Source organism: Streptomyces ziwulingensis (assembly GCF_039542605.1).
Classification (GTDB): Bacteria; Actinomycetota; Actinomycetes; order Streptomycetales; family Streptomycetaceae; genus Streptomyces; species Streptomyces ziwulingensis.
Genome location: NZ_BAABIG010000092.1, coordinates 44,979 through 71,017, shown reverse-complemented (window position 1 = coordinate 71,017; position 26,039 = coordinate 44,979). Strand labels below are relative to the sequence as shown.

At 73.3% G+C, this 26,039-nt stretch carries 24 protein-coding genes; 13 read left to right on the top strand and 11 right to left on the bottom strand.

The genetic code is table 11. The features are described 5' to 3' along the window. Positions 1-33: 33 nt before the first annotated feature. Genes ABEB00_RS34300 through ABEB00_RS34280 form a run of 5 tightly spaced genes read right to left on the bottom strand, consistent with a single transcriptional unit; the run spans position 34 to position 5,503 of the window. Positions 34-1,077, bottom strand: a complete 1,044-nt coding sequence (locus ABEB00_RS34300; RefSeq protein ID WP_345624628.1) for a CaiB/BaiF CoA transferase family protein — start codon at positions 1,075-1,077, stop codon at positions 34-36. Further along, entirely contained in the window at positions 1,074-2,030 is a 957-nt protein-coding gene (locus ABEB00_RS34295; RefSeq protein WP_345624627.1) for a TIGR03564 family F420-dependent LLM class oxidoreductase, read from the bottom strand. The genes ABEB00_RS34300 and ABEB00_RS34295 overlap by 4 nt, the downstream gene beginning before the upstream one ends. Before the next feature lies 1 nt (position 2,031). Beyond that, entirely contained in the window at positions 2,032-2,451 is a 420-nt protein-coding gene (locus ABEB00_RS34290) for a cobalamin B12-binding domain-containing protein (RefSeq protein WP_345624626.1), read from the bottom strand. Then, a complete protein-coding gene (locus ABEB00_RS34285; RefSeq protein WP_345624625.1) occupies positions 2,451-4,028 on the bottom strand; it encodes a methylmalonyl-CoA mutase family protein in 1,578 nt (525 codons plus the stop codon). Before ABEB00_RS34285 ends, ABEB00_RS34290 begins: the two co-directional genes overlap by 1 nt. 32 nt (positions 4,029-4,060) lie before the next feature. Beyond that, positions 4,061-5,503: a FadD3 family acyl-CoA ligase gene (locus ABEB00_RS34280; protein ID WP_345624624.1), complete on the bottom strand. Its 1,443-nt coding sequence runs from the start codon at positions 5,501-5,503 to the stop codon at positions 4,061-4,063. A 228-nt stretch (positions 5,504-5,731) separates the two neighbouring features. Here ABEB00_RS34280 and ABEB00_RS34275 point away from each other — a divergent pair, with 228 nt between their 5' ends. The 3 genes from ABEB00_RS34275 to ABEB00_RS34265 all read left to right on the top strand — a co-directional run bounded on the left by ABEB00_RS34275 (position 5,732) and on the right by ABEB00_RS34265 (position 8,334). Further along, a complete protein-coding gene (locus ABEB00_RS34275) occupies positions 5,732-6,745 on the top strand; it encodes a 2Fe-2S iron-sulfur cluster-binding protein (RefSeq protein ID WP_345624623.1) in 1,014 nt (337 codons plus the stop codon). Positions 6,746-6,866: 121 nt separating this feature from the next. Further along, positions 6,867-7,586, top strand: a complete 720-nt coding sequence (locus ABEB00_RS34270; RefSeq protein WP_345624622.1) for an enoyl-CoA hydratase/isomerase family protein — start codon at positions 6,867-6,869, stop codon at positions 7,584-7,586. Continuing rightward, positions 7,576-8,334, top strand: coding sequence for an alpha/beta hydrolase fold domain-containing protein (locus ABEB00_RS34265; protein WP_345624621.1), 759 nt, complete (start codon positions 7,576-7,578; stop codon positions 8,332-8,334). The genes ABEB00_RS34270 and ABEB00_RS34265 overlap by 11 nt, the downstream gene beginning before the upstream one ends. Before the next feature lie 76 nt (positions 8,335-8,410). Here the strand turns inward: ABEB00_RS34265 and ABEB00_RS34260 are convergent, their stop codons facing one another. The 3 genes from ABEB00_RS34260 to ABEB00_RS34250 all read right to left on the bottom strand — a co-directional run bounded on the left by ABEB00_RS34260 (position 8,411) and on the right by ABEB00_RS34250 (position 12,039). Beyond that, positions 8,411-10,015 (bottom strand): GMC family oxidoreductase, encoded by a 1,605-nt coding sequence (locus ABEB00_RS34260; protein ID WP_345624620.1) that lies wholly within the window; start codon positions 10,013-10,015, stop codon positions 8,411-8,413. A gap of 44 nt (positions 10,016-10,059) precedes the next feature. Further along, the gene (locus ABEB00_RS34255) at positions 10,060-11,319 is read right to left on the bottom strand and encodes a metal-dependent hydrolase family protein (protein WP_345624619.1); all 1,260 of its coding nucleotides are present in this window, start codon (positions 11,317-11,319) and stop codon (positions 10,060-10,062) included. A gap of 249 nt (positions 11,320-11,568) precedes the next feature. Beyond that, positions 11,569-12,039 (bottom strand): NAD(P)-binding domain-containing protein, encoded by a 471-nt coding sequence (locus ABEB00_RS34250; protein ID WP_345624618.1) that lies wholly within the window; start codon positions 12,037-12,039, stop codon positions 11,569-11,571. Positions 12,040-12,186: 147 nt separating this feature from the next. On the opposite strand from ABEB00_RS34250, the gene ABEB00_RS34245 reads away from it, so the two are divergent. The 10 genes from ABEB00_RS34245 to ABEB00_RS34200 all read left to right on the top strand — a co-directional run bounded on the left by ABEB00_RS34245 (position 12,187) and on the right by ABEB00_RS34200 (position 22,899). Beyond that, positions 12,187-12,978, top strand: a complete 792-nt coding sequence (locus ABEB00_RS34245; RefSeq protein WP_345624617.1) for a TetR/AcrR family transcriptional regulator — start codon at positions 12,187-12,189, stop codon at positions 12,976-12,978. Positions 12,979-13,134: 156 nt separating this feature from the next. After that, positions 13,135-14,301, top strand: a complete 1,167-nt coding sequence (locus ABEB00_RS34240; protein WP_345624616.1) for an acyl-CoA dehydrogenase family protein — start codon at positions 13,135-13,137, stop codon at positions 14,299-14,301. A 40-nt stretch (positions 14,302-14,341) separates the two neighbouring features. Continuing rightward, entirely contained in the window at positions 14,342-15,109 is a 768-nt protein-coding gene (locus tag ABEB00_RS34235) for an SDR family oxidoreductase (protein WP_345624615.1), read from the top strand. A gap of 65 nt (positions 15,110-15,174) precedes the next feature. After that, positions 15,175-15,942 carry a FadR/GntR family transcriptional regulator gene (locus ABEB00_RS34230; protein ID WP_345624614.1) on the top strand — a complete coding sequence of 256 codons (768 nt, stop codon included), beginning with the start codon at positions 15,175-15,177 and terminating at the stop codon, positions 15,940-15,942. A 297-nt stretch (positions 15,943-16,239) separates the two neighbouring features. Continuing rightward, the gene (locus ABEB00_RS34225) at positions 16,240-17,835 is read left to right on the top strand and encodes a FadD3 family acyl-CoA ligase (RefSeq protein WP_345624613.1); all 1,596 of its coding nucleotides are present in this window, start codon (positions 16,240-16,242) and stop codon (positions 17,833-17,835) included. Then, a complete protein-coding gene (locus tag ABEB00_RS34220) occupies positions 17,835-19,019 on the top strand; it encodes a CaiB/BaiF CoA transferase family protein (protein WP_345624612.1) in 1,185 nt (394 codons plus the stop codon). Before ABEB00_RS34225 ends, ABEB00_RS34220 begins: the two co-directional genes overlap by 1 nt. Further along, complete coding sequence (locus tag ABEB00_RS34215; RefSeq protein WP_345624611.1) at positions 19,016-19,828, top strand: enoyl-CoA hydratase/isomerase family protein; 813 nt, start codon at positions 19,016-19,018, stop codon at positions 19,826-19,828. The genes ABEB00_RS34220 and ABEB00_RS34215 overlap by 4 nt, the downstream gene beginning before the upstream one ends. Next, positions 19,825-20,970, top strand: a complete 1,146-nt coding sequence (locus tag ABEB00_RS34210; RefSeq protein ID WP_345624610.1) for a thiolase family protein — start codon at positions 19,825-19,827, stop codon at positions 20,968-20,970. Before ABEB00_RS34215 ends, ABEB00_RS34210 begins: the two co-directional genes overlap by 4 nt. Positions 20,971-20,976: 6 nt before the next feature. Beyond that, on the top strand, positions 20,977-22,125 hold the full coding sequence (locus ABEB00_RS34205; RefSeq protein ID WP_345624609.1) for an acyl-CoA dehydrogenase family protein: 1,149 nt from the start codon (positions 20,977-20,979) through the stop codon (positions 22,123-22,125). A gap of 3 nt (positions 22,126-22,128) precedes the next feature. Next, positions 22,129-22,899 carry an SDR family NAD(P)-dependent oxidoreductase gene (locus ABEB00_RS34200; protein ID WP_345624608.1) on the top strand — a complete coding sequence of 257 codons (771 nt, stop codon included), beginning with the start codon at positions 22,129-22,131 and terminating at the stop codon, positions 22,897-22,899. An 11-nt stretch (positions 22,900-22,910) separates the two neighbouring features. Here the strand turns inward: ABEB00_RS34200 and ABEB00_RS34195 are convergent, their stop codons facing one another. The 3 genes from ABEB00_RS34195 to ABEB00_RS34185 form a co-directional block, all read right to left on the bottom strand. Further along, positions 22,911-24,164: an amidohydrolase family protein gene (locus tag ABEB00_RS34195; RefSeq protein WP_345624607.1), complete on the bottom strand. Its 1,254-nt coding sequence runs from the start codon at positions 24,162-24,164 to the stop codon at positions 22,911-22,913. Next, positions 24,158-25,165: a CoA transferase gene (locus ABEB00_RS34190; protein ID WP_345624606.1), complete on the bottom strand. Its 1,008-nt coding sequence runs from the start codon at positions 25,163-25,165 to the stop codon at positions 24,158-24,160. The genes ABEB00_RS34195 and ABEB00_RS34190 overlap by 7 nt, the downstream gene beginning before the upstream one ends. 110 nt (positions 25,166-25,275) lie before the next feature. After that, positions 25,276-25,995 carry a hypothetical protein gene (locus tag ABEB00_RS34185; RefSeq protein WP_345624605.1) on the bottom strand — a complete coding sequence of 240 codons (720 nt, stop codon included), beginning with the start codon at positions 25,993-25,995 and terminating at the stop codon, positions 25,276-25,278. Positions 25,996-26,039: the final 44 nt, after the last annotated feature.

Genomic DNA, 26,039 nt, shown 5'->3' with positions numbered 1-26,039 from the left:
GGCCCCGCACGGACTCCGATCTCGCCGGGCCGTTCACGCCTGGTCCCCGTGTTCTCCGAGCCGCGGTGGCGGACCGTACCGCGGCTCGTGCCCGGCGACCCGGAACGGACTGCCGACCAGCCGGAAGTCCCCCGCCCGCACCACCATCTCGGGCGCCTCGGCGAGGGCCTTGGGCAGGGCGCACACGGCCGCCGCGGGCACCCCGAGCGGGCGCAGCCGAGCCTCCCAGCCCTCCGCCGTGTCCGCGGCGAGGGCCTTCGTCACCACGTCGACGACCTCCTCGCGGCGGGCCGCGCGCTCGGCCATCGTCCGGTAGCCGCCGAGGCCGGCCTCGGCGGCGAAGGCGCGCCAGAAGGCGTCGTGCGTGATGAACAGGGCCAGGTGGCCCTCGGCGGTCGGGAAGAGCTGGGCGGGCGCGTAATAGGCGTGGGCGCCGCCGGAGCGGCGCGGGACCGTGCCGTCGTTGAGCCAGGCGGCGGCGTGGTAGTTGAGCTGGGAGAGCATGACGTCCCGCAGGGAGACGTCGACCTGGCCGCCGCGCCCGGAGACGACCTTCGCCAGCAGGCCGAGCGCCGCCGCGAACCCGGCCGAGTTGTCGGCGGAGGAGTAACCGGGGAGCTGGGGAGGACCGTCGGGCGCGCCGGTGAGCGCGGCGACGCCGGTGGCGGCCTGGACGACGTAGTCGAAGGCGGGTCGGTCGTCCGCGTCCGTGCCCCAGCCGGTCAGCGCCACACAGACCAGCCGTTCGTTCCAGGGCCTGAGCGCCTGGTACGTGAGGCCGTAGCGGTCGATGGCCGACGGCTTGAGGTTGACCAGGAGCGCGTCGGCGCCCCGCACGAGTGCGTGCAGCCGTCCCTGGCCCTCCGGGGTGGCCAGGTCCAGGCGGACGGAGCGCTTGCCCCGGTTGACGCTGGCGAAGTAGGCATCGGAGACTTGGCGGGAGAGATCACCGCCCGGCGGTTCGAGTTTGGTCACCTGTGCGCCCAGGTCGGCCAGGAGCATCGTGGCGTAGGGGCCGGCCAGGATGTGCCCGACCTCCAGGACCCGCAGCCCCGCCAGGGGGCCCGGCTCGCTCACCGGAAGTCCGCGGCGATCGCCGCCACCGCGTCGCGGGTGCGGAGCTTGGAGGCGACCAGCTCCGCGCGTCCGCCGCCCAGGGGCAGCAGCCGCACGGACAGGTCGGTCACGCCCGCGTCCGCGAACCGCCGGAAACGGGACCGGATGGCCCGCTCGTCGCCGGCCGCGCACAGGTCGCCGACGTCACGGGCGTCGCCGTGCTCCATCAGGCGCTGGTAGTGGGGCGACACCTCGGCCTCGCCGAGGACGCGGTTGGCCCGCTCGCGGGCGGCGTCCACCTCGTGCGGCGCGCACAGGCAGACCGGGAGGCCGGCGACGACGCGGGGAGCCGGGCGGCCGGCCTCCTGTGCCGCCTTGGTGAGGGTCGGTACGACGTGGCCGGCCACCGTCCGCTCGTCCGCCAGCCAGAGCACGGTCCCGTCGGTCAGCGCCCCCGCGATCCGCAGCATCACCGGACCCAGCGCGGCCAGCAGGACCGGCAGCGGGGAGACCGGGCCGAGGGTGAGCGGGTTGTGGACGCGGAAGACGTCGTTCTCGACGTCCACCGACGCGGCCCCGCCGACCGCGGCGTTCAGTACCTCCAGGTAGGCGCGGGTGTGCGCGGCGGGCTTGGTGTAGGGGAGGCCGAGCATGTCGCGCACGATCCAGTGGTGGGAGGCGCCGACGCCCAGGGCGAGGCGTCCGCCGGCCGCCGCGTGCGCGGACAGTGCCTGGCGGGCGAGGGCCACGGGATGCTGGGCGTGCACCGGGACGACCGCCGTGCCCAGCTCGATGCGCGAGGTGGCCTGTCCCATCAGGGTGACGGCCGTCAGCGCGTCGAAGTCGGTGGGCACCTGCGGCACCCACACCGTGTCGAACCCGGCCTCCTCCGCCCAGCGGGCGTCGTCGGCCATGCGGTCCGCCTTGTGCGCGGCGTCGCCCCGCTCGGGACCGCTCATCACTCCGACTCGCATGTCACTCCTTCGCGTTCGACGGGCTCTCGGGTGCGCCGGTCAGGGCACGGATGTCGGCCACGAGGGTGTTCAGCGCCGTCCCGGTGGGGAACACGGCGGCGGCCCCGGCCTCGTACAGCCGGTCCACGTCCCCGGCGGGGATGGTGCCGCCGACCACGACGGGGATGTCGTCCGCGCCCGCCGCGCTCAGCGCCTCCACCGTGCGGCGGGTCAGCGCGAGGTGGGCGCCGGACAGGATGGAGAGCCCGACCAGGGCCACGTCCTCCTGTACGGCGGTGGCGGCGATGTCGTCGACGCGGCGCCGGATGCCGGTGAACACCACCTCGAACCCGGCGTCCCGCAGCGCCCGCGCGACCAGTTTCGCCCCGCGGTCGTGGCCGTCGAGTCCGGGTTTGGCGACGAGCACCCGCACCGGCGCCATCAGAACACCACCGGCTGCCGGAACTCGCCCCACACCTCGCGCAGGGCGCCGGACATCTCGCCGACCGTGCAGTGGGCGTGGGCGCAGGCGATCAAGGGGTCCATCAGGTTGCTGTCTCCTTCGGCGGCGCGTCTCAGATCGGTGAGGCGGGCGCGGACGTCGGCGGCCCGGCGTTCGGCCTTGACCCGGGCGAGCCGTTCGAGCTGCCGTTCCCGGCCCCCGGCGTCCAGTTCGTAGGTGGCCAGGCCGGGCGGGGGTTCCTCGGCGGTGAAGCGGTTGACGCCGACGACCGGGCGCTCGCCGGAGTCGACCTCCCGGTGCAGCCGCCACGCCTCGTCGGCGATGAGTCCCTGGAGGTAGCCGTCCTCGATGCAGCGGACCATGCCGCCGTGCGCGTCCAGGTCGGCCATGATCCGCTCGATGCCCTCCTCGGTGGCGTCGGTCAGCGCCTCCACGAAGTACGAGCCGCCCAGCGGGTCGGCGACCGACGTCACGCCGGTCTCGTGGGCGAGGATCTGCTGGGTCCGCAGGGCGAGGGTGGCCGACTCCTCGCTGGGCAGGGCGAACGGCTCGTCCCAGGCGGCGGTGAACATCGACTGCACCCCGCCGAGGACGGAGGCGAGCGCCTCGTAGGCGACCCGGACGGTGTTGTTGCGGGCCTGCGGTGCGTACAGCGACGCCCCGCCTGCCACACATCCGAACCGGAACATGCACGCCTTGTCGGTCCCGGCGCCGAACCGTTCCCGCACGATCGTCGCCCACCGTCTGCGTCCGGCCCGGTACTTGGCGATCTCCTCGAAGAAGTCGCCGTGGGTGTAGAAGAAGAAGGAGATCTGCGGCGCGAACTGGTCGATGGTCATGCGGCCGCGGGCCAGGACGGTCTCGCAGTACGTCACACCGTCGGCGAGGGTGAACGCCATCTCCTGCACGGCGTTGGCGCCCGCGTCCCGGAAGTGGGCTCCGGCGACCGAGATCGCGTTGAAGCGGGGCACCTCGGCGGCGCAGAACTCGATCGTGTCGGCGATGAGCCGGAGCGACGGCTCGGGCGGCCAGATCCAGGTACCGCGGGAGGCGTACTCCTTGAGGATGTCGTTCTGGATGGTGCCGGTCAGCTTCGCGCGCGGGATGCCGCGCTTCTCGGCGGCGGCGACGTGGAGGGCGAGCAGGATCGCGGCCGTGCCGTTGATGGTGAAGCTGGTGCTGATGCGGTCCAACGGGATGGTGTCGAAGAGGATCTCGGCGTCGGCGAGGGTGTCGAGGGCGACCCCGACCCGGCCGACCTCGTCGGTGTACTCCGGGTCGTCGGAGTCGTACCCGCACTGCGTGGGCAGGTCCAGGGCGACCGACAGGCCGGTGCCGCCCTGGTCCAGAAGGTAGCGGTAGCGGCGGTTGGACTCCTCGGCGGTACCGAAGCCGGAGTACTGGCGCAGGGTCCAGGTCCGGCCCCGGTAGCCGGTGGGATAGTTGCCGCGGGTGAAGGGGAAGGCGCCGGGCGGCGGGGGGTCCGCGGGGCGGTCGGCGGGGCCGTATACGGACTTCAGCGGAAGGCCGGAGGCGGTGCGGGCGTCATCGGTCATGTCGGGGCGTCGTCCTTGTGGTGGTGTGGCGGTCAGCGCAGCCGGTCCTTGAGCACCTTGCCGGTCGCGGTGAGCGGCAGGCCGGTGCGGAACTCGACGTGGCGGGGCACCTTGAAGCCGGCCATGTGTTCTCCGGCCCAGGCGATCAGATCGGACTCGGTCACCTCGCCGCGCCGGACCACGAACGCCTTGCCGACCTGTCCCATCCGCGCGTCGGGCACCCCGACGACGGCGACCTGGGCGACGGCCGGGTGGTTCAGCAGGAAGCCCTCGATCTCGGCCGGATAGGCGTTGAAGCCGCCGACGACGAACATGTCCTTCTTCCGGCCGACGATCCGCAGCCGGCCCTCGTCGTCCAGCTCGCCGAGGTCGCCGGTACGCAGCCAGCCGTCGGCGTCGACGGCCTCGGCGGTGGCCTCCGGGTCGTCGAGGTAGCCGCGCATCACGGCGTAGCCGCGCACCAGGACCTCCCGGTCGTCGGCGAGGCGCACCTCGAAGCCTTCGCAGGGGCGGCCGACGGTCGTGGCGACCGCCTCGTACGGGTCACCGGGACGGGAGGCGGTGACGGTGCCGGCCTCGGTGAGGCCGTACCCGGTCATCAGGTGGGTGAACGGCAGTTCCGTGGTGATCCGGCGCACCAGCTCCACGGGGATGTCGGCGGCACCGGTCACCGCGACCCGCAGCGAGGACAGGTCCCGTGCGCGGTCCGCCGCCAGCAGGGAGTGGTAGAGCGTGGGCGGGCCCGGCAGGACCGTCACCCGCTCCCTCTCCACCAGCTCCAGCACGCGGTCCACGTCGAAGACCGCGAGCGGCAGCGCGGTGGCGCCCCGGATCAGGGAGGCGACCAGGCCCGCCTTGTACCCGAAGATGTGGAAGAAGGGGTTGACCATCAGGTACCGGTCGCCCTGCCGCAACCCCGCGAGGTCGCACCACTGCGCGTACAGCCGCAGGGTCTGCCCGTGGGTGGTCATCACTCCCTTGGGGCGGCCCGTGGTCCCGGAGGTGAAGACGATGTCGGCCAGGTCGTCCGGGCCGGCCTCGCGCCACAGCGGCGGCCCGGAGGCGAGGAACCCGTCCTCGCGCAGGTCGATGACGGGCAGACCGGGCGGGCCGGTGAACTCCCGGTCCAGAAAGCCGTTCTGGACCAGCAGCGCCTTGGCACCGCTGCGTACGACGATGTCGTGCGCCTCCGCCTGAAGGAACCGGGTGTTCACCGGGACCAGCACCCCGCCGGCCGTCAGCAGCCCGAAGGCGGCGACGATCCACTCGGCCGAGTTGGGCGCCCACAGTGCGACCCGGTCCCCCGGGCCGACGCCCTGAGCGGCGAACGCTCCCGCGGTGCGCCGGACCCGGTCGGCCAGTTCGGTGAAGGTCAGGCGCAGCCGGCCGTCGACCACGGCCTCGGCGTCGCCGAACCGGCCGGCCGCGTCCTGGACCAGGTGCGGAATGCTGCGCCAGCGACCGGCGGCCGTCATGCGTCGGTCGGCCGGGACGGGGTGCCGCCCCTCACCTTGGCCTGGTCCGCGCCGGGCGGGGGACACGCGAGCTCACGAGACGGCATGAGATTCTCCTTCGCTGATTGAGAGAATCATATTCTCACCGGGTGCCGGGAGCAATGTCGCCACGGCGAGAGAACCCCGCACCTTCACGAAGGAGGTTCGCGAGAATTGCACTCTCCCATGACGAGAAGGTAAGTTTCATCCATGGCACGCGACCACGGCTTCCATCCGGTGCGGATCACCCGGATCAAGGACGAGGCGCCGGACGTCCGCACCTTCACCCTCGACGCCGCTTTCCCCTACCGCGCCGGGCAGTTCCTGACCTTCCAGGCCCGCGGGGCACTGCGCAGCTACTCGATGTCGAGTTGTCCGGACACCGACGCCGAGGTGTGCGTGACCGTCAAGCGCGTGCCCGGAGGACTCGTCTCGGAGTGGCTGCACCAGGAGCTGCGGCCGGGCGACACGCTGTACGCGACCCGGCCGTGCGGGACCTTCTGCCTGCGCGAGGGGGCCGACGGGCGCCCGCTCGTGGCCTTCGCCGGAGGCAGTGGCGTCACGCCCGTCTTCTCCCTGGTCAAGAGCGCCCTCGCCACCACCACCCGCCAGGTGCGGCTGCTGAGCGCCCATCAGAGCCGGGAGGCCGCCCTCTTCTCCGCCGCCCTCGACGCGCTCGCCGTCCGCCACCCCGGACGGTTCGAGGTGCGCCACCACCTCGACGACCGGGACGGGCTGGTCAGCGCGGACGAGATCCTTGCGGTGGCGGGCGAGGTGGGGCGGGAACCGGACTTCTACGTGTGCGGACCGGCCCCGTTCATGGACCTGGTGGAACGGACGCTGACCGGAGCGGGGGTGCCGCCGGAGCGGATCGTCGTGGAGCGTTTCACGCCGGCGACGGCGGAGCCCGTCGTCCCGGTCCGGGCGCCGGCGGCCGAGTCCGCCGCCCCGGGGACCGTCACGGTCGGGCTGCGCGGGCAGCACCGCACCGTCCCGCAGCGGCCGGGCGAGACGCTGCTGCAGACCGCCCGCCGGGCGGGGTTCAGCCCGCCCTTCTCCTGCGAGTCCGGGGACTGCGCCACCTGCATGGGGCAGCTCACCGCGGGCGAGGCCAAGATGCGGGTGAACAACGCCCTGGACGCCGAAGAGGTGGCCGAGGGCTGGGTGCTCACCTGCCAGGCCGAGCCGACCTCCGGCGAGGTGACCGTGGTGTACGACGGCTGAACCCCGCCCACCCGACGGCCGGCCCGTCCCCACCCGACGGCAGAACCGTCCCCACCCGACGGCCGACCCGTCTCCCCCCCCGAAGGCAGAACCGTTCCGCCCGACGACCGGAAGGCCGCACATGGTTGAGCTGGAGCTTCAGGACGGCCTGGCCGTCGTCACGATCGACCGCCCGCAGGCCCGCAACGCCCTCGACCTCGCCACCATGGACGAGCTGGAGAAGGCCCTGGACGCGGCCGAGGGGGCCGCGGCGCTGGTGGTGACCGGGGCGGGGGACCGGGCGTTCGTGTCCGGCGGTGACCTCAAGGAACTGGCCAAGCTCCGCACGGAGACGCAGGCCGCCGCGATGGCGTCGCGGATGAGGGCGCTGTGCGACCGGCTCGCCGCCTTCCCGGGCCCGGTGCTGGCCGCGCTCAACGGACACGCGCTGGGCGGCGGCGCCGAGGTCGCGGTCGCGGCCGACATCCGGGTGGCGGCGGACGACATCCGCATCGGTCTCAACCAGGTCAGGCTGGCGATCGTACCGGCCTGGGGCGGGGCGGAGCGCCTGGCCCGGCTGGTGGGACCCGGGCGGGCGCTGCTGCTGGCGGGGACCGGCCGCCTGCTTGAGGCCGTCGAGGCGGAGCGGATGGGACTGGTCGACCTGGTGCTGCCGCGCGCGGAGTTCGACCGGGGCTGGCGCGAACTGGCGCTCTCCCTGGCCACCCGCCAGGCCCGCGAGATCAAGAACCTGACCACCTGCGCCCGCGCGCCGCGGGAGGCCGCCATGGCCTTCGGTCGGCTGTGGGCGTCCGAGGAACACTGGGAAGCGGCGGAGAAGGTGATGTCCCGTGGCAAGTGAGGTCCGCGGTGAGGTCTGCGGCGAAGACCGCGTGCAGGAGGGGCCGTTCGGGCCCGAAGTGCGGCCGGCCGGAGGGGCGGCCGGCCAGACCGTGCTGTACGTGCACGGTGATTCCCGGCTGGCGGGCACCCCGCAGGACGCCCTGCCGACCGCGCGGGAACTGACCCGCCGCACCGGCCAGGCGGTCGTGTGCGCGCGCTACCGTCCGCGTTTCCCGCAGGCGCTGGAGGACGTGTACGCCGCCTGGGAGCACTGCCACGAGCGAGGGCCGGTAGCGGTCGCGGGCAAGCGGCTCGGCGGGGCCCTGGCGGCCGGTCTGCTGCTGCGCCTGCGGGACGCGGGGGCGCCGCTGCCCACCTGCGCGGTACTGACCTCCCCGGTGCTGGACTTCACCCTGGACGCGCCGAGCCTGTTCCGCAATGCGGCCGCCGACCGCACGGTCGACGCGGAGACGCTCCCCCTGCGGGTCGCGGCCTACGCGGGAACCACCCCCCGCGACCATCCGCTGCTCAGCCCCCTGCACGGCAATCTGCACGGGCTGCCCCCGGTACAACTGCACGCCGCCGGCACGGAGGTGCTGCTGGACGACACGCTGTCGTTCGCCACCCGGGCCGCACACTCCGGGATCGCCGTGGACATGCGTGTCTACGAGGACCTGTCGGCGCAGGGACTGAAGGGGCTGCACGCCATGGCGGTGTTCCTGAGATCGTGGCACCGGTCGGCGTCGTTCACCGCGTCCGAGACCTGAGAGCGCGGTCCGGACGACCGGCCGGGGCCCCCGCGCCCCCGCCGGTCCTCACCGGTCTCACCGGTCTCACCGGTCCTCACCGGTCCGCGAGGAGGGACTCCGCGGCCCGCCAGGCCATCGCCATGACCGGCCCGTTGAGGTTCCCGGCGACCATGACCGGCAGGACCGACGCGTCGACCACCCGCAGGTTGTCCACACCGCGCACCCGCAGCTCCGGGTCGGTGACGTCCTGCGGCGCGGAGCCCATCGCGCAGGTGCCGACGGCGTGGAAGCCGCAGTAGCCCCCGTCGAGGGCCGACCGGACGACCTCCTCCTCGGAGTCGGAGGCGACCGAGGGTCCGGGGAAGGTCTCGCGGCGGATGCGGGAGGCGATGGGGTCGGTGGCGAAGTACGCGCGCAGCCGGCCGAACAGGTCACCGGCGACCTTCCGGTCGTGCGCCGAGGCGAAGTAGCCGGGGTCGATGTCCGGGGCGGCGTCCGGATCGGCCGAGGTGATGGCCAACGACCCCTCCGAGGTGGGTCGCAGCACCATCGCACACGCCGACACCCCGGGCTCCCGCTCGACCGCGGCGGGCTTTCCGGGCACCAGCGCACCCAGTGACCAGGGCGCGAGCAGCACCTCGGCGTCGGGACGTGCCGCGTCCGGGCGGGACTTGAGGAAGGCCATCACGTCGTAGGCGGGCCGGGCCAACGGGCCCTTGCGGGTGAGCAGGTAGGCGGCGCCCGTACGGGCCTGCGCGACGGAGCCGGCCAACTGCCGGTTGGCGCCCAGCGGGGCGTTGAGGCGGAACCGCAGCGCCAGGCAGCGGTGCTCACGCAGCCGCGCCCCCACCAGTGGGCGGTCGAGGCGCACCTCCACGCCCGCGGCACGCAGCGTCCCGGCCGGCCCGATGCCGGAGAGCTGGAGCAGCTTGGGCGTGGCCAGGCTGCCGAGGCTGAGGATGACCTCGCGCCGGGCCAGGATGGTCTCGCTCGACCCCCGCGCGGTGCGCACCTGGACGCCCGTCGCCTTGTCCCCGTCCAGCAGCACCCGGGTGACGGTGGTGTGCGCGGCGACGACCAGGTTCGGACGGGAGCGGGCGGGGCGGAGGAAGGCACGGGCGGCGCTGAAGCGCTGCCCGGCCTTGATGGTGGCCATGGCGTAACCGATGCGTTCGCCGTCGTGCTCGTTGACGTCGGCGACCGCCCGCAGGCCCAGGGTCTCGCCCGTCGCGATGAGTTCGTCGCACAGCGGGTCCGGGTCACGGACGGTGGACACGCGCAGGGGGCCGCCGGTGCCCCGGGTGGGCGAGGCGCCCAGAGCGTTGTCCTCGATGGCACGGAAGGCGGGCAGGACGGATTCCCAGTCCCAGCCCGGGTTGCCGAGTGCCGCCAGGCCGTCCCAGTCGGCGCGGGTGCCCCGGTTGTAGACCATGCCGTTGACCGAACTCGATCCGCCGAGCACCTTTCCGCGCACCCACATGTCGGGGTTGCCACCGGGACGCACCGGGCGGGTGCGGTAGTGCCAGGAGTAGGACGGGTCGCCGAAGAGCTTGCCGACGCCCTTGGGGACGCGCAGGTAGGGGTGGCGGTCGGCGCCGCCGGCCTCGACGAGCAGCACCTGGACGCCGGGGTCGCGCGAGAGCCGGTCGGCCAGCACGCAGCCGGCCGATCCGGCCCCCGCTATCACATAGTCGTACATCTCGTGCCACTCCTTCTTCGCGGGCCGGCGGCCGGGTGGTGGGGTCAGGACTGTGGTGTGTCGTCGCGGTACACCTGGCCGCCCTTCATCACGAAGGTCACACGCCCGGTGACCGAGACGTCCGTGAGCGGGTCGCCGGGCACCGCGACGACGTCCGCGAGGAGCCCGGGTTCGAGGCGGCCCCGGTCGTCGGCGTCGATCAGGTCGGCGGCGACCGTGGTCGCGGCGCGCAGGGCCTGCAGCGGGCGCATGCCCCGGTCCACCAGGGCGCACAGTTCCAGCGCTCCCCTGCCGTGCGGGACGGCGGGCGCGTCGGTGCCGAGGGCGACCTTGACGCCGCGCCGGATCGCTCGGGCCGTGGACTCGCGGGCGCGCGGGAAGACGTCGGCCGCCTTCGCCCGGAGGACGGGATCGGCGTGCTCGGTCTTCATGCCCTCGGTGAGGTAGGTGGTGGCGACCAGGAAGGTGCCTCGCTCGACCATCAGGTCGAGAGTGGCGTCGCTCGCCAGGAAGCCGTGCTCGATGCAGTCGATGCCCGCCTCGACGGCGGCCCGGATCGCGGAGTCGCCCATGCAGTGGGCGGCGACCTTCACACCCGCCCGGTGCGCCTCGTCCACCGCGGCGCGCAGTTCCTCGTCCGAGTACTGCTGGGCACCGGCCGGACCGGTGTGGGACATGACGCCGTTGGAGGCGCACACCTTGATGACCCGGGCGCCGTACTTGAGTTGGTGACGGACCGCCTTGCGCACCTGAGCCACCCCGTCGGCGATGCCCTCCTGGACGGTGAGCGGCAGCACGCCGGGGGCGAACGCCTGGAACATGGTGGGGTCGAGGTGTCCGCCGGTCGGCGCGATCGCGTGTCCGGCGGGGACCACCCGCGGCCCCTCGATCCAGCCGAGGTCGATGGCCTTTTTCAGCGCGACGTCGAGGAGGACGCCGCCCGTCTGCACGAACAGGCCCAGGTTGCGGACGGTGGTGTAGCCGCGCCGCAGGGTCCGGCGGGCGTTGGCCGCGGCGCGCAGGGTCCGTACGGCCGGGTCCTCCTGCACCGGGATCAGCGGGCTGCGGTGGTCGGGGCCGCCGAGGAAGAGGTTGACCTCCATGTCCATCAGACCGGGCAGTAGGGTGACGTCGCCGAGGTCCCGCACCACCGTTGCCTCGGGGAGCCGGCCCGGCGGTCCCACCTCGGTGATGTGCTCTCCGGTCACGAGCAGGCGGCCGGGTTCGACGAGCTCGCCCTTGTCGATGTCGAGCAGGCGGGCCGCCCGCAGCAGCACCGGCGGCTGCTCGCCCGGCGGCCTCACGCACCCGCCTGGTGGCGCGGGCGGGGCGAGGGAGACGTGACGCTGAAGAGCTGGGCCATGCCGGAACCTCCGTGTCGGACCGCCGGGCCGGAGCACCGGGTCCACCGCGTGTTCTGGGTCATCATGACGATAACAGTGATCTCCGAAAGGGAGAATAGCGTTATCACCGTTCACCGGGAGGACGTCACCGGGTTCGCCGGGAGGTCGGCCGCCGCCGCTCGCCCCGGCGTCCCGTCCCACCCTGCCCCGTCAGCCGTCGCCGGGCAGCAGTTCCTCCAGCGCGCGCACGGCGGCCTCCAGCGGTCCGAGGGACAGGCCCAGGTCCGCCGCGAGGCCGGTGACCACCGCGAGGTCCTTGCGCAGGAAGGGCGCGGCACTCGCCGCGAGCCCGCCCACCCCGCCCCGGTCGGCGAGCACCCGCACGGTCCGCGGATCGCCCGTGGTGTGCACGGCGAGCACCGACCCGGCGGGCAGCGCGGGGATCAGCGCCCCGTCCAGGCAGACCTCCCGGACCTGCGCGTCGGTGCGGACGCGGACCAGGACGGCGTCGGCGCCGCGCGCCGCGGCGGCGAGCGAGGCGACAGGTTCGGCGCCGTCACCGGCCAGGGCCGCGCACGCCTCGGCGCCGCGGGCGTGCACGCGCACCCGGTGTCCGGCCCGCACCAGGCGCCGCACCATGGGGCGACCCACGCGCCCGGCGCCCACGAAACCCAGCTCCATGACGACCTCCGGCTTCTCCGATCCCTCCCGGACAGAGTTCGAGAATAGCATTCTCGTAAAATGCCAGTAACAGTCTCATTTCTTGCGGAGCGCGATTCGGTAGGGGCAGTACATCCTCTCCACACATATGTGGAGTACCGTTCTTCCATGAGTGTCGTCCCCGCCGAACCGGTCGAGTCCCCCGAGCCCGCGTGGCGGCAGCGCGCCGTCGAGCGATCCACCCGGGCTGCCAAGCTGCGCGCCGAACAGCGGGTGCAGCGCTTCCTGGACGCGGCCCGGGAACTGATCACCGACAAGGGCACCACCGACTTCACCGTGCAGGAGGTCGTGGAGCGCTCCCGCCAGTCGCTGCGCAGCTTCTACCAGCACTTCGACGGCAAGCACGAGCTGCTGCTCGCCCTCTTCGAGGACGCCCTGTCGAGGTCGGCCATCGAGATGCGGGAGAAGCTCTCGACCGTCGCGGGCCCCCTGGAGCGGCTCAAGGTCGCGGTGGGCCTGCTGTACGACGCGTCGACGCCCCGCCAAGGGCAGCAGTCCCCGCTCTTCACCGACTTCGCCGTGCAGTTGCTGGTCAGCCACCCGGACCAGGTGGCGACCGCCCATCTGCCGCTGCTCACCCTGTTCACGGAACTGGTCGAGGGCGCGGTCGAGGCCGGTTCGGCCGTCGCGCCCCGGCCCCGCCGCACCGCGTCCCTGATCATGCAGACCGCGATGTTCACGGCCCAGGCCCCCGCCGCGCCGGTCGGCGCGCCCCCCTCCCGGATCGGCGCCGAGGACGTCTGGGAGTTCTGCCTCGGCGGCATCACCGGCGCCCGCGAAGAGGCCGAGGTGCGGGCGGGCGCAGCGAGGAAGAGCCCCGCGGCCAGGAAGACGGCGGCGAAGAGGGCCCCGTCGAAGAAGTCCGCCACCACGAAGGACACCGCGCACGGCACGGCCTGACACCACCGTCGAATCGTCCTGAGGGGCCCGCGCCCACGCGGGCCCCTCAGCCGTACTGCCCTCAACCACCGCTCTCGCACGGGCAGTTGACGGCCACTTCGGTCTGACCTTTGATATGTTTCCCACATCAGCGACCGGCAGAGGGGGCTCCCCGCCGTGGACTTCGAGCTGACCGAGGACCAGGAGACGATCCGCAAGGCCGTGGCCGGCCTCCTGCGTGACTTCGACGACCGGTACTGGAGGGAGAAGGACCGCGACCACGCCTTCCCGGAGGAGTTCTACGCCACCGTGGCCGACGGCGGCTGGCTCGGTATCACCATTCCGGAGGCGTACGGCGGCCACGGCCTCGGTGTCACCGAGGCCACCCTCCTGTTGGAGGAGGTGGCCCGCTCGGGCGGCGGGATGAACGCCGCCAGCGCCATCCATCTGTCCATCTTCGGCATGCACCCGGTCGTGGTGCACGGCTCGGAGGAGCTCAAACGCCGCACCCTCCCCCGCGTGGCCGCCGGGGACCTGCACGTCTGCTTCGGGGTCACCGAGCCCGGCGCCGGCCTGGACACCACGAGCATCACGACGTACGCCCGGCGGGACGGCGACCACTACGTCGTCAGCGGCCGCAAGGTGTGGATCTCCAAGGCGGTGGAGTCGGAGAAGATCCTGCTGCTGACCCGCACCTCCCGGCGCGAGGAGGTGGCCAAGCCGACGGACGGTATGACGCTCTTCCTCACCGACCTCGACCGCGACCACGTCGACATCCGCCCCATCCCGAAGATGGGCCGCAACGCCGTCACCTCGAACGAGCTGTTCATCGACGAGCTGCGGGTCCCCGTCCGCGACCGGGTCGGCGCGGAGGGCCAGGGCTTCCGCCACCTGCTCGACGGCCTCAATCCCGAGCGGATGCTGATCGCCGCCGAGGCGCTGGGGATCGGCCGGGTGGCGCTGGAGCGGGCCGTGTCCTACGGCCGGGACCGCGAGGTGTTCGGCCGCCCCATCGGCATGAACCAGGGCATCCAGTTCCCGCTCGCCGACTCGCTCGCCCGGCTCGACGCGGCGGAGCTGGTGCTGCGCAAGGCGACCTGGCTGTACGACCGGGGGCGGCCCTGCGGCCGGGAGGCGAACACCGCCAAGTACCTGTGCGCCGACGCCGGGTTCACCGCGGCCGACCGCGCCCTGCAGACCCACGGCGGGATGGGCTACTCCGAGGAGTACCCCGTGGCCCGCTTCTTCCGGGAGGCCCGGCTGCTGCGGATCGCACCGGTCAGCCAGGAGATGGTCCTCAACTACCTGGGATCCCACGCGCTGGGACTCCCCCGCAGCTACTGAACCTCAGGTACCTCAGGTGTCGACACTCCAGGAGTCAGGCATGACCGACCGTACGGGACTGTTCGACCTCACGGGGCGCTCGGCGCTGGTGACCGGGGCCGGCGGCGGGATCGGCGCAGCGGTGGCGCGGGCCCTGGCCCGGGCCGGCGCAGCGGTGCTCGTCACCGACGTGGACGGCGAGGCGGCGGGGGCGGTGGCCGGCCGGCTCGACGCCGACGGCCTGCGCGCCGGCAGCGCGGCTCTCGACGTGCGGGACCGGGCGGCCGCCGACGCCGCCGCGGCCCGGGCGGCCGCGCTCACCGACGGGACCCTGCACATCCTTGTCAACAACGCCGGTGTCACCGCGCCCGCCATGTTCGACAGGCTGACGGAGGATTCCGTGCGGCGCCTGATCGACGTCCATGTCCTGGGCGCCTTCCACTGCACCCGGGCGGCACTGCCGTTCCTGGCGACGGACGGGACCGGGCGCGTCATCAACGTCACCTCCTCGGCCGGTCTGACCGGCACCCTCGGCCAGGTGAACTACTCGGCGGCGAAGGCGGGCGTCATCGGCCTCACCAAGTCGCTCGCCCGGGAACTGGCGCGCACGCGGATCCTGGTCAACGCTCTCGCCCCGCTGGCCGCCACCCCGATGACGCAGACCATCCGCACCGACCCCAGGTTCGCCGAGCGCATGCTCGCCCGCATCCCGCTGGGCAGATGGGCGGAGGCCGACGAGGTCGCGGGGGCCTTCGTCTTCCTCGCCTCGGACGCCGCCTCCTTCGTCACCGGGCAGGTGCTGCCGGTGGACGGGGGCATGGTCATGTGACAGCCCCGGCCGGGCTGTGTTGAATGGCCCGGCCGCACCAGGACGCCCGACGAGAGGCCCGCACCGTGACCGACACCCCGCCGCCGACGCCCGCACCGCGCTTCGAGCCGCTCACCGTGCCGAAGGCGTCGGACGTACTGGCGGCCGAGGTACGGGAAAGGATCCTGTCCGGGGAGTTCGACGAGGGCACCGCCCTGCCGCCGGAACGTCAGCTCGTGGAACAGACCGGACTCAGCCGTGCCACGGTGCGGGAGGCGCTGCGGGTCCTGGAGGTCGAACGGCTGGTGGAGATCCGGCCCGGCCGCGGGGGCGGCGCCTTCGTACGGCGGCCGGGACGTGACTCCCTCGCCAGCACCGTGCGACTGGTGATCCGGGGACAGCGCATCCGGCTGGAGGCGCTGCACGAGACCCGGGAAGCGATCGAGCCGGCCTGCGCGGCACTGGCGGCCAGACGCCGCACCGACAGCGATCTGGCCGAACTGGACGCCGCGCACGCGGAGCTGGTCGGGGCGGGCACCGACGTACCCCGGTTCCTGCGTGCCAACATCCGGTGGCACAACGCCGTCGCGCGGGCCGGCGACAACGAGCTGCTCATCGGCTTCATGGGCGCCCTCTCGCAGTCCATCCACGCCTCCACCGATCTGGCGCAGTTCCTGGACGCCGGCATCCGCCGGCTCACCGCCCACGCCCACGCCCGGGTCACGGAGGCGATCCGGGCACGGGACGCGGCGGCGGCCCACCGGCGGATGAGCCGTCATGTGTGCGGCTTCGCACGGGCCGCCACCGAGGTGGACGGACGGGAACTGGTGGCGCTGCCGGAGGCCGAGGACTGACCCCGCCGACGGCTGACACCTGCCCGGCCCGCCGGCCCCCGACCCGACGGCGACCCCGACAAGACCTCGCCGGAGCACGTACCGCGATCGACCCCCCTCCGGCGAGAATGATGTTCTCGTTTTTTGACAACACCATTGACAGTATCGGTCCGGCCATAAATATCATCACCGCATGAGCGACGTGCTGGCCGTCCCGCCCTTCGTCCACGGAGGGATCTCCCGGATCCGGCGGAACACCCTCGCCGAGCGGCCGCCGCGCCCGCCCGCCGACGGCCGTGACCGAAACGGAGTTCCGCCATGCGACACGACCTGGAACACCGGAGCATCCCGAACGTGGTGCGGGCCGCCGCACGGCGGTTCGGTGCCGCGACCGCGCTCGTCGACGCAGAACGGCGCATCGGCTTCGACGAGTTGGAGGATCTGATGATCCGGGCCGTCGCGGCGGCGCGGGCGCTGGGCATCGGGCCGGGCGACCGCGTCGGGCTGTGCGCCCCGAACTGCGCGGAGTGGATCGTGGCGGCCCTCGGCATCCAGGGCGCCGGAGGGATCGTCGTACCGCTCAACACCCGGTTCAAGGCACGGGAACTCTCCTACATCCTGCGCAGATCCGGCGCCAGGGCCCTGTTCGCCGCCGCGTCCTTCCTGGGCACCGACTACACGGCCGACCTGCGACGCGCCGATCCGGAACTGCCCGCGCTGCGCACCACCGTGTCGCTGCTGGGGCCGCGCGGCGAGGCCGCACTGGCCTGGGACGACTTCCTGGATCTGGGCTCGGGCTCGGCGCGGGCGGTGACGGCGGCGCACGAGGCCGTCGACCGGCTCACCCCGGACCACGTCAGCGACGTGATGTTCACCTCCGGCACCACCGGCCATCCCAAGGGCGTCGTCCTCACCCACGGGCAGTCGCTGCGCGCGTACGGCTGGATGTCCGCGCAGTACGGCTTCCGCGCCTCGGACAGCTTCCTGGTCATCCCGCCGTTCTTCCACTGCTTCGGCTACAAGGCGGGCTGGCTCGCCTCGTTCCTGCACGGTGTGACGGTGATCCCGATGGCCGTCTTCGACGCGGGCCGGGCCCTGGAGCTGATCGAGCGGGAACGGGTCGCCATCCTGCTCGGCCCGCCCACCATCTTCCACGACCTGCTCCGCCACCCCGGCCGCCGGGACCGCGACCTGTCGTCGTTACGGGTGTCCATGACGGGCGGATCGACCATTCCCGAGCCCCTGATCCACGCCATGCGCGAGGACCTGACCTTCGACGTCGTGCTGAGCGCCTACGGACTCACCGAATCGACCGCGCTGGTCACCACCACCCGGATCGGGGACACGGAGCGGACGGTGGCCCGCACCACCGGCCGTCCCCTCCCCGATGTCGAGATCCGTCTCACCGACGACTCGGGGGCCGAGGTGCCGGCCGGCGAGAACGGGGAGATCCGGGTCCGCGGCTACAACGTCACCCAGGGGTACTGGGACGACCCGCGGGAGACGGCCGCGGCCATCGACACCGACGGATGGCTGCGCACCGGCGACATCGGGCACCTCGACGCGGCGGGCAACCTCGTGATCGTCGACCGCAGGAAGGAGATGTACATCGTCGGCGGCTTCAACGCCTACCCGGCGGAGATCGAGAAACTGCTGCTGGGCTGCGCGCGGATCGCACAGGCGGCGGTGGTCGGGGTGCCCGACGACCGCCTGGGCGAGGTGGGCTGCGCCTTCGTCGTCCCCGCCCCCGGGGCCCGCCTCACCGAGGACGGCGTCGTGGCCTGGGCACGGGACCACATGGCCAACTTCAAAGTGCCCCGGCACGTGCGCGTCGTCGAGGCCCTGCCGCGCAACGCCGGCCTGAAGGTCCTCAAGGACGACCTGCGGGCCCGGTTCCGGGAGGGTGAGCACTGATGGACGGACCGCTTCGCGGCGTCACCGTGGTGGCGTTGGAACAGGCCGTGTCGGCACCGATGTGCACCCGCACCCTCGGCGACTTCGGAGCCCGCGTGATCAAGGTGGAGAACCCGGCCGGGGGTGACTTCGCACGGCACTACGACGACGTGGTGGGCGGCCTCGCGGCCCACTTCGTGTGGGTGAACCGGGGCAAGGAGTCGGTCGCGCTGGACCTGAAGTCGCGGGCCGGCCTCGCCGTGCTGCGCCGGTTGCTGCACCGCGCGGACGTGCTGGTCTCCAACCTCACCCCCGGCACGACGGCCAAGCTGGGCCTCTCCCCCGCCGACCTCCGGGTCAGCCACCCGGATCTGATCGCCGTCGAGATCGACGGGTACGGTCCCGGCGGCCCGCTGTCCCACAAGCGCGCCTACGACCTGCTCGTCCAGGCCGAGTCGGGGGCGTGCGCGGTGACCGGGCACCCCGGGGCGCCCGCCAAACCGGGCCCTCCGGTGGCCGACGTGTGCGGCGGCCTGTACGCGGCGCTCTCCGTGCTGGCCCTGTTGCACGGCAAGCGGCGGGGCCGGCCCGCCGCCTCCGTCGCGGTCAGCCTGTTCGACACGATGGCGGAGCTGATGGGCTACCCGCTGACGTACACCCGGCACTCCGGCGTCGAGCAGCAGCCACTCGGCATGGGCTCGCCCGCCGTCGCCCCCTACGGCGCCCACCGGACCGCCGACGGGCACACGGTGGTCCTCGGGACCACCAACGACCGTGAGTGGCGGCGACTGGCACGGGAGTTGCTCGGCCGTCCGGAATTGGCGCAGGACCCGCGGTACGCCACCAACGCGGACCGGGTGGAGCACCGCGCGGTCCTGGACGCCGAGATCGGCGCCTGGTGCGCGCGGCACGACCTGGCGGACGTCCAGGAGCGCGCGGACGCGGCGGGCATCGGCAACTCCCGGTTCAACACCCAGCGCGACGTGCTGGCCCATCCGCATCTGGCGGCCCGCGACCGCTGGCGCGAGATCGGCACCCCGGGCGGGCCGGTGCCCGCCCTGCTTCCGCCTCCCGTCATCACGGGGTTCGAACCGCCGATGGGGGCGGTGCCCGCGCTGGGCGAGCACACCGGCGCCGTGCTCGCCGAACTCGGTCTGCGGGACGAGGAGATCGCGGCGCTCCGCGAGCAGGGGGCCGTCCGGTGACCGTGCTCCGCACCGACGACACCGACGGCGTCCGGACCCTGACCCTGAACCGCCCGCACCGCAAGAACGCCCTCGACACCGAACTGTGGGAGGCGTTGCGCGCCGCGCTGGAGGCGGCGGGGCGGGACCGGAGCGTCCGCGCGCTGGTCCTGACCGGGGCGGGCGGCGCCTTCTGTTCGGGCGCCGACATCTCGAAGGGGTTGAGCGGCGTCCACCCCGTGTACCGCATGCGCACCCTGACCGAGGTGACCCTGCTGCTGCACGAACTGCCCGTGCCGACGGTCGCCAAGGTGACGGGCGCGGCGGTGGGCGCGGGCTGGAACCTCGCCCTGGGCTGCGACCTGGTCGTGTCGGTACCGCGGGCGCGGTTCTCGCAGGTCTTCACCCGGCGAGGACTCTCGCCCGACTGCGGCGGAAGCTGGCTGCTGCCGCGGCTCGTCGGTCTCCAGCAGGCCAGACGTCTGGCGCTGCTGGCCGAGACGATCGACGCCGCGGAGGCGCACGCCCTGGGCCTGGTGACCTGGGTGGTGGACCCGGGGAAGGTGGACGCCTTCGTCGACGCGCTCACCGCGCGACTGGCGGCCGGCGCCCCCGTGGCGCTCGCCCAGACCAAGGCGCTGCTCAACGAGGGCGCCGGTTCGACCCTGCGCGAGGCGCTCGCCGCCGAGGCACGGGCCCAGGGCGTCAACTTCGCGACCGCGGACGCACCGGAGGCCTACGCGGCCTTCGCCGACCGGCGCGAAGCCCACTTCACCGGCGGCTGGGCAGTGCCCGGCGGGCTCGCCGGGCGACGAGAGGACGAGCGGTGAAGCGGGAAGCGGTGATCGTCGGGGCGGTCCGTACCGCCGTCGGCAAGCGGGGCGGTGGACTGCGCCAGGTCCACCCGGCGGACCTGTCCGCGACCGTGCTGAACGCCCTGGCGGAGCGGACCGGGATCGACCCCGAGGTGGTCGACGACGTCGTCTGGGGCTGTGTCTCCCAGATCGGCGACCAGTCGGGCAACATCGGCCGGTACGCGGTGCTCGCGGCGGGCTGGCCGGAGAGCATCCCCGGGACGACCGTCAACCGGGCCTGCGGGTCGAGCCAGCAGGCCCTGGACTTCGCCGTGCAGGCGGTCCTGTCGGGCCAGCAGGACGTGGTGGTGGCGGGCGGGGTCGAGGTGATGAGCCGGGTGCCACTGGGCGCCGCGCGGGCGGACGGGATGCCGTACGGCCCTCACGTACTCGACCGTTACGGGGGCTTCTCCTTCGACCAGGGGATCTCGGCCGAGCGGATCGCCGAGAAGTGGGGGTTCTCGCGGGACCGGCTCGACGCCTACGCCGCGCTCTCGCACGAGCGGGCGGCGGCGGCTCAGGACGCGGGGGCGTTCACGGCGCAGACCGTGCCGGTGGCCGGGGTCGACGCCGACGAGGGGATCCGGCGCGGCACGAGCGTGGCGACGCTCGCGAAGCTGAAGCCCTCGTTCCAGGACCACGGGGTGATTCACGCGGGCAACGCCTCGCAGATCTCCGACGGAGCGGCGGCCCTGCTGGTCACCACGGCGGAGAAGGCGCGCGAGCTGGGCCTCGCCCCGCTGGTCCGCTGCCTGGCGGGCGCGGTCGTCGGCTCCGATCCGGTACTGATGCTGACCGGGCCGATCCCGGCCACCGGGAAGGTGCTGCGCAAGGCGGGTGTCGCCCTCGCGGAGATCGGTGTCTTCGAGGTGAACGAGGCGTTCGCGCCCGTCCCGCTGGCCTGGCTCGCCGAGACCGGTGCCGACCCGCGCCGGCTGAACCCGCTGGGCGGCGCCATCGCGCTCGGCCACCCGCTGGGCGCGTCGGGGGCGGTGCTGATGACCCGCATGATCCACCACATGCGCGGCCACGGCATCCGCTACGGCCTGCAGACCATGTGCGAGGGCGACGGCACCGCCAACGCCACCCTGGTCGAACTCGTCGGCCCAGGAGAGTGAGCCGGCATGCGCAGAGACGTCTTCAGCGCCGCTCACGAGGACTTCCGGGAACTGGTCCGGGACGTCGTGGCCGAGGAGGTGGTGCCCCGGTACGCCGAGTGGGAGAAGGCCGGGCGGCTGCCCCGCTCGTTCTTCGAGCGGCTCGGCGCACTCGGCATGCTCGGCATGGCGGTCCCCGAGGAGTACGGCGGTGGCGGGCGGCCCGACTACCGCTACAACGTGGTTCTCCAGGAGGAGGCGGCCCGTGCCCTGGTCACCCTGGGCACTGTCCGTACGCAACTGGACGTCGTACTGCCCTACTTCCTCGCCCACGCGGACCGGGGACAGCGGGCGCGCTGGTTCCCCGGTCTCGTCTCCGGCACGCTGCTGACCGCGGTGGCGATGACCGAGCCCGGCACCGGTTCCGACCTGGCCGGCATCCGCACGACCGCCGTCCGCGACGCGGACGCCTACGTCCTGAACGGCGCGAAGACCTTCATCACCGGCGGGCTGCTGGCCGACCTGGTGATCGTGGTGGCCCGCACCTCCCGGGACCCCGGCGACCGGCGGGCGGGGCTGACGCTGCTGGTCGTCGAGGACGGGATGGCGGGCTTCACCCGCGGGCGGGTGCTGGACAAGATGGGGATCAGGACGCAGGACACGGTGGAGCTGGCCTTCGACGGCGTACGTGTGCCCGTCGCCAACCGGCTCGGCGAGGAGGGGCGGGCCTTCTCCTACCTGAGCCACAACCTGCCGCAGGAGCGGATGACGGTCGCGGTCGGGTCGGTGGCGCAGGCTCGGGCGGCGCTGGACACGACCGTCGCGTACGTCAAGGAGCGCGAGGTCCTCGGGACCCCGGGGGCGTCGTCGCAGAACACCAAGTTCGAACTGGCCGCCGTGGCCGCCGAGGTGGAGGCCGCGCAGGCCGTGCTCGACCGGGCCGTGCTCGAACTGGTCGACGGCCGCCTCTCCGGTGCCGACGCGGCCAAGGTGAAACTGTTCTGCTCCGAGACGCAGGCACGTACCGTCGACCGCTGCCTGCAACTGTTCGGCGGGTACGGCTACCTGCCGGAGCATCCGATCGCCCGGCTGTACGCGGACGCGCGCGTCACCCGCATCTACGCCGGGACGAGCGAGGTCATGAAGGTCATCATCGCCAAGTCCCTGGGGTTGTGAGGCATGGCGGACTTCTCGTCCCGCCCGGGTGTCGCCCTGGTGGCGGGCGGCACCGGCGCCATCGGCACGGCGGCCGTACGGCTGCTCGCGGCCCGCGGCAGCGACATCGTGTTCACCTACCGCTCCGACGAGAGCGCCGCGCGGGCACTCAACGACGAGGTGAGGGCGGCCGGGCGCCGGGTGGCGGCGGTCCGTCTCGATCTGACCGACGAGGAGGCGACGCGGCGGTGCGTGAGCGGCGCGGCGGCGGACTTCGACGGCCTGCACACCCTGGTCTACGCGGCCGGGCCGCATGTGCCGATGACCCATCTGAGCCAGGTGTCGCCCGGCCGGTTCCGGGCACAGATGGAGGGCGACGCGGTGGCCTTCTTCAACCTCGTCCACCCCGCGCTGCCGCCGCTGCGGGCGAGCGGTGGCAGCGTCGTCGCCGTGACGACGGTCGCCACCCGGCGCTTCCCGGTCCGCGACGGACTGTCCTCGACGGCCAAGGGCGCGGTCGAGGCGGTGGCCAGGGCGCTGGCCGCCGAGGAGGGCCGGTACGGCGTGCGCGTCAACTGCGTCGCTCCCGGGATGCTCACGGACGGCATCGCGGGCCGGCTGATCAGCAGCGGCGAGCTGGACGTGGACGCGCTGGCCGTCACCCGGCGCAACATCCCGATGCGGCGGTTCGGGCAGGCCCGGGACATCGCGGAGGCGGTGGTGTTCCTCGCCTCCGAGCGGGCCGGGTTCATCACCGGGCAGGCGCTGGGGGTGGACGGCGGGTACAGCGTCTGACCTCGCGGAACTCACGGGGTGATCCGCCGGCCGGCGACGTAGGCGGCCCGTACCGTGTCGGCGCGCAGTTCGGCGAGCGCCTCCCGCAGGGGTACGTGGAGCAGGCAGAGGTCGGCCACCGAGCCGACCGTCAGCCGCCGGACCCGGGCGGGCCGTGCGGGGCTCCCGAGGAAGAGCCGCAGGGCCGCGAGCGGGGTCACTCCCTCGCCGTCGTCGCGACCGACGGCGGCCCGCATCACCGCCCACGGGTCGTCGGTGCCGTACGGTGCGTCGGTCCCCGCGGCGAGCGGGACACCCGCCTCGGCCAGGCTGCGGCAGCGGTAGAGATGGGACCGGTCGTCGGGGTGGACCTCGGCGGCGTACTCGCGGCCCCGCTCCACCGGGAAGTGCGGCTGGGTGACGACCGTGAGACCGAGTTGGCGGATCCAGGGGACGGTCTGCGCCGGGATCACCGCACCGTGCTCGACGCGGTCGCCCGCGACCGGGCCGGTCTCCTCCAGGGCGAGCAGGGTGACGAGCAACTGGACCCGGGTGACGCAGTGCACGGCGACCGGCCGGGGCCGTACCGCGCGCATCCTGGCGGCCAGGACGTCCGGGACCGGCAGCGTGGCGTCGTCGAGCATGATCTTGACCGGGGAGTCGGGGCCCATGACGGTGAGCCGCTGCGGCAGGACCGACAGGGTGTGCCGCAGTCCGGGCGCGGGGCGCGGATCGGCGTTGGTGAATCCGGTGACGCCGAGACGGGCGGCCCGTCGCCCCAGGGCGGGCAGGTCGAGCGGCACCGGCGGCACGGCCCGCCGCAGCCGCTGGTCCTCCCGCCACAGCCGGCCGTCGCCGTCCAGCCCGGCCGCCCGCAGTGCCGCGCTGTTGAGGAACCACATCGCCCCGCTGCGGTGCTGCACCCGCACCGGCCGGTCCGCGACGAGCGCGTCCAGCGCGAAACGGTCCAGCTCCCCCGCGACGCTCTCGTGGTAGCCGACGGCCCGCACCCACTCGCCGGGCCGCCCGCTCCGCAGGGTCGCGGCGAGCCCGGCGGCACCCCGGACCTGGGCGGGGCCGACCGGCAGGGAGACGGCCCGCGCGGCCAGCGCCGTGAGATGGACGTGGTGGTCGTGGAGTCCGGGCAGCAACGCCCCTCCGCCCCCTTCCACTTCCACCTCCGCCGTACCGGGCAGGCCCCGCCCGATCTCGGTGATCCGCCCGTCGGGGCCGATCCGTACGTCGGTGCCCGCGCCCCCTTCGACCTCGACGTTCCTGATCAGCACGGCGGGGTCAGGGGGCCGGCGAGGGCCGCCGCGCAGGCGGCCATGGACACGCAGAGCAGTTCGCCGCCACCCCGGGACAAGGAGCGTACGACGGCCCGGGCGGCGTACAGGCCGGTGACGGGGTCGGCGAGGGCGTCACCGAGGAAGACCGGGGCGCCGCGCCCGTCCCGCCCGACCAGCCCACCGGCGACGGCCGCGTCGTCGCCGAAGGCGATACGGTCGTCGTCGCGGCCGTATCCGGTGATGCCCAGCCAGACCCGCCCCGGACGCGCCGCCAGGAACTCCTCGGCGTTCAGGCCCAGTCGGCGCAAGGCGCGCGGCCGGGACGCCTCGATGACGACGTCCGCCCGGTCTGCGGCGTCGGCCAGTGCCCGGGAGGCGAAGTCCAGGGCCAGGCTCCGGTGTCCGTCGTGCAGCCAGCGGTAGAACCCGGGGTGCCCCCGGCGCGCGCCGTCCGGTCTGCCGGTGCTCTCCGCCTTCGTCACGTGCGCGCCGGCCAGGCCGAGCAGCCGCGCGCACAGGGGCCCGGCCCACAGGGCGGACAGGTCCAGGACGCGCAGGCCGTCGAGTGCGCGTGGCTCGCGCTCCCCGTACGAGCGGGCGCGTACGGGTGGGCGTCCGAGGCGGTCCGAGCCGAGCGCGGCGGCCGGGATGCCCACGGTCTGCGCGGCCGCGGCGAGCCGGGGGGCGGTGGTCCGGCGGGCGGCGTACGGCAGTTCCCCGTCCCGGGCGTCGAGGAGGGCCAGGAGCGCCGGGAGGGCGGCACGGTCGTCCGGACGGGCGAGGTTGACGGCGGCCCACCCGTCGCGGGTCCCGAGCAGTCGGCACGACCCGCCGGCCGAGGTGCGGCCGGGCGGCGGGAGTCCGGCGAGACGTGCCCGCAGGAAGAGCGCCGTGGACAGGTCGACGGGGACACCGGTGCCGGCCTCGAAGTCGTCGGCGACGGCCCGGAGCGGACCGAGGTGCGGCACGGCATCGGACATCCACCGATCGAGAGTCATGTTCTCCACCACGCGAACACCCTTCTCCTGAACAACTCCGGTGCAGCGGCGCTGCGGTAGAAGCCGACCGTCTCCAGCCGCGACGTCTCCGTGCACCGGCTGCCCCACCCCTACATGACCTTGAAGACTGTCGCGTCCCGGTACGCCGCCAGCGCGCCCTTACGGCCGATTCTCACCGCCCGCTCGACCTGGTCGTCGGCATGGTCGAAGAATGTCTGCAGCTCGGCCCGTGTCATCGGCCCACGACCCGGCCGGCCTTCGCACTCCACCAGGTGCGCCACGGTGTTCCACTCATGGCAGATCTGCACCGGGTGCGTGCCGAAGCGCTCTTCGCACTCGGCGGGCCACTGGTAGTGCGGCGAGGTGACGTAGTCGCAGAATAGCCGGATCGCACCCTGGTTACTGCGAATAGTCGACTCGGCCCGTCGTACAACGCCGATGAGGTGCGTCATCCAGTCGTCGAGATCCGACGCAGTCCACTGCCAGGGGTAGGCGTTCGCGAACTCCGAAAAACGCTCCACCACCCTGAGTCGATCACCGATCGTCTTCGACTGCAGACGCCGCCCACCGCGCTGCTGGCGTGTCCACCCCTCCAGCATCGCATCGAAGACCGCGTCCTCGGGCTGCAGCAGAGACACCCCCTGCAGCAGCACCAGCCGCGCGGAAGCGTCCCCAGAACCGCCTCCAAGCACCTCGACCACCTCCTTCCGCCGCGTGAATCGTGCATCCAATGCATGAGGCTCCGCAACACCGCAGGCCACCACCCCGAAGCCCCACAGAAGAGAAGTTCTCGAATTGAAGCCGCAGAACAACCACTCGACCTCGAACACAACGCCCGTTAACCGGAATTACCCGGGAGTGCGTACGCACTGGA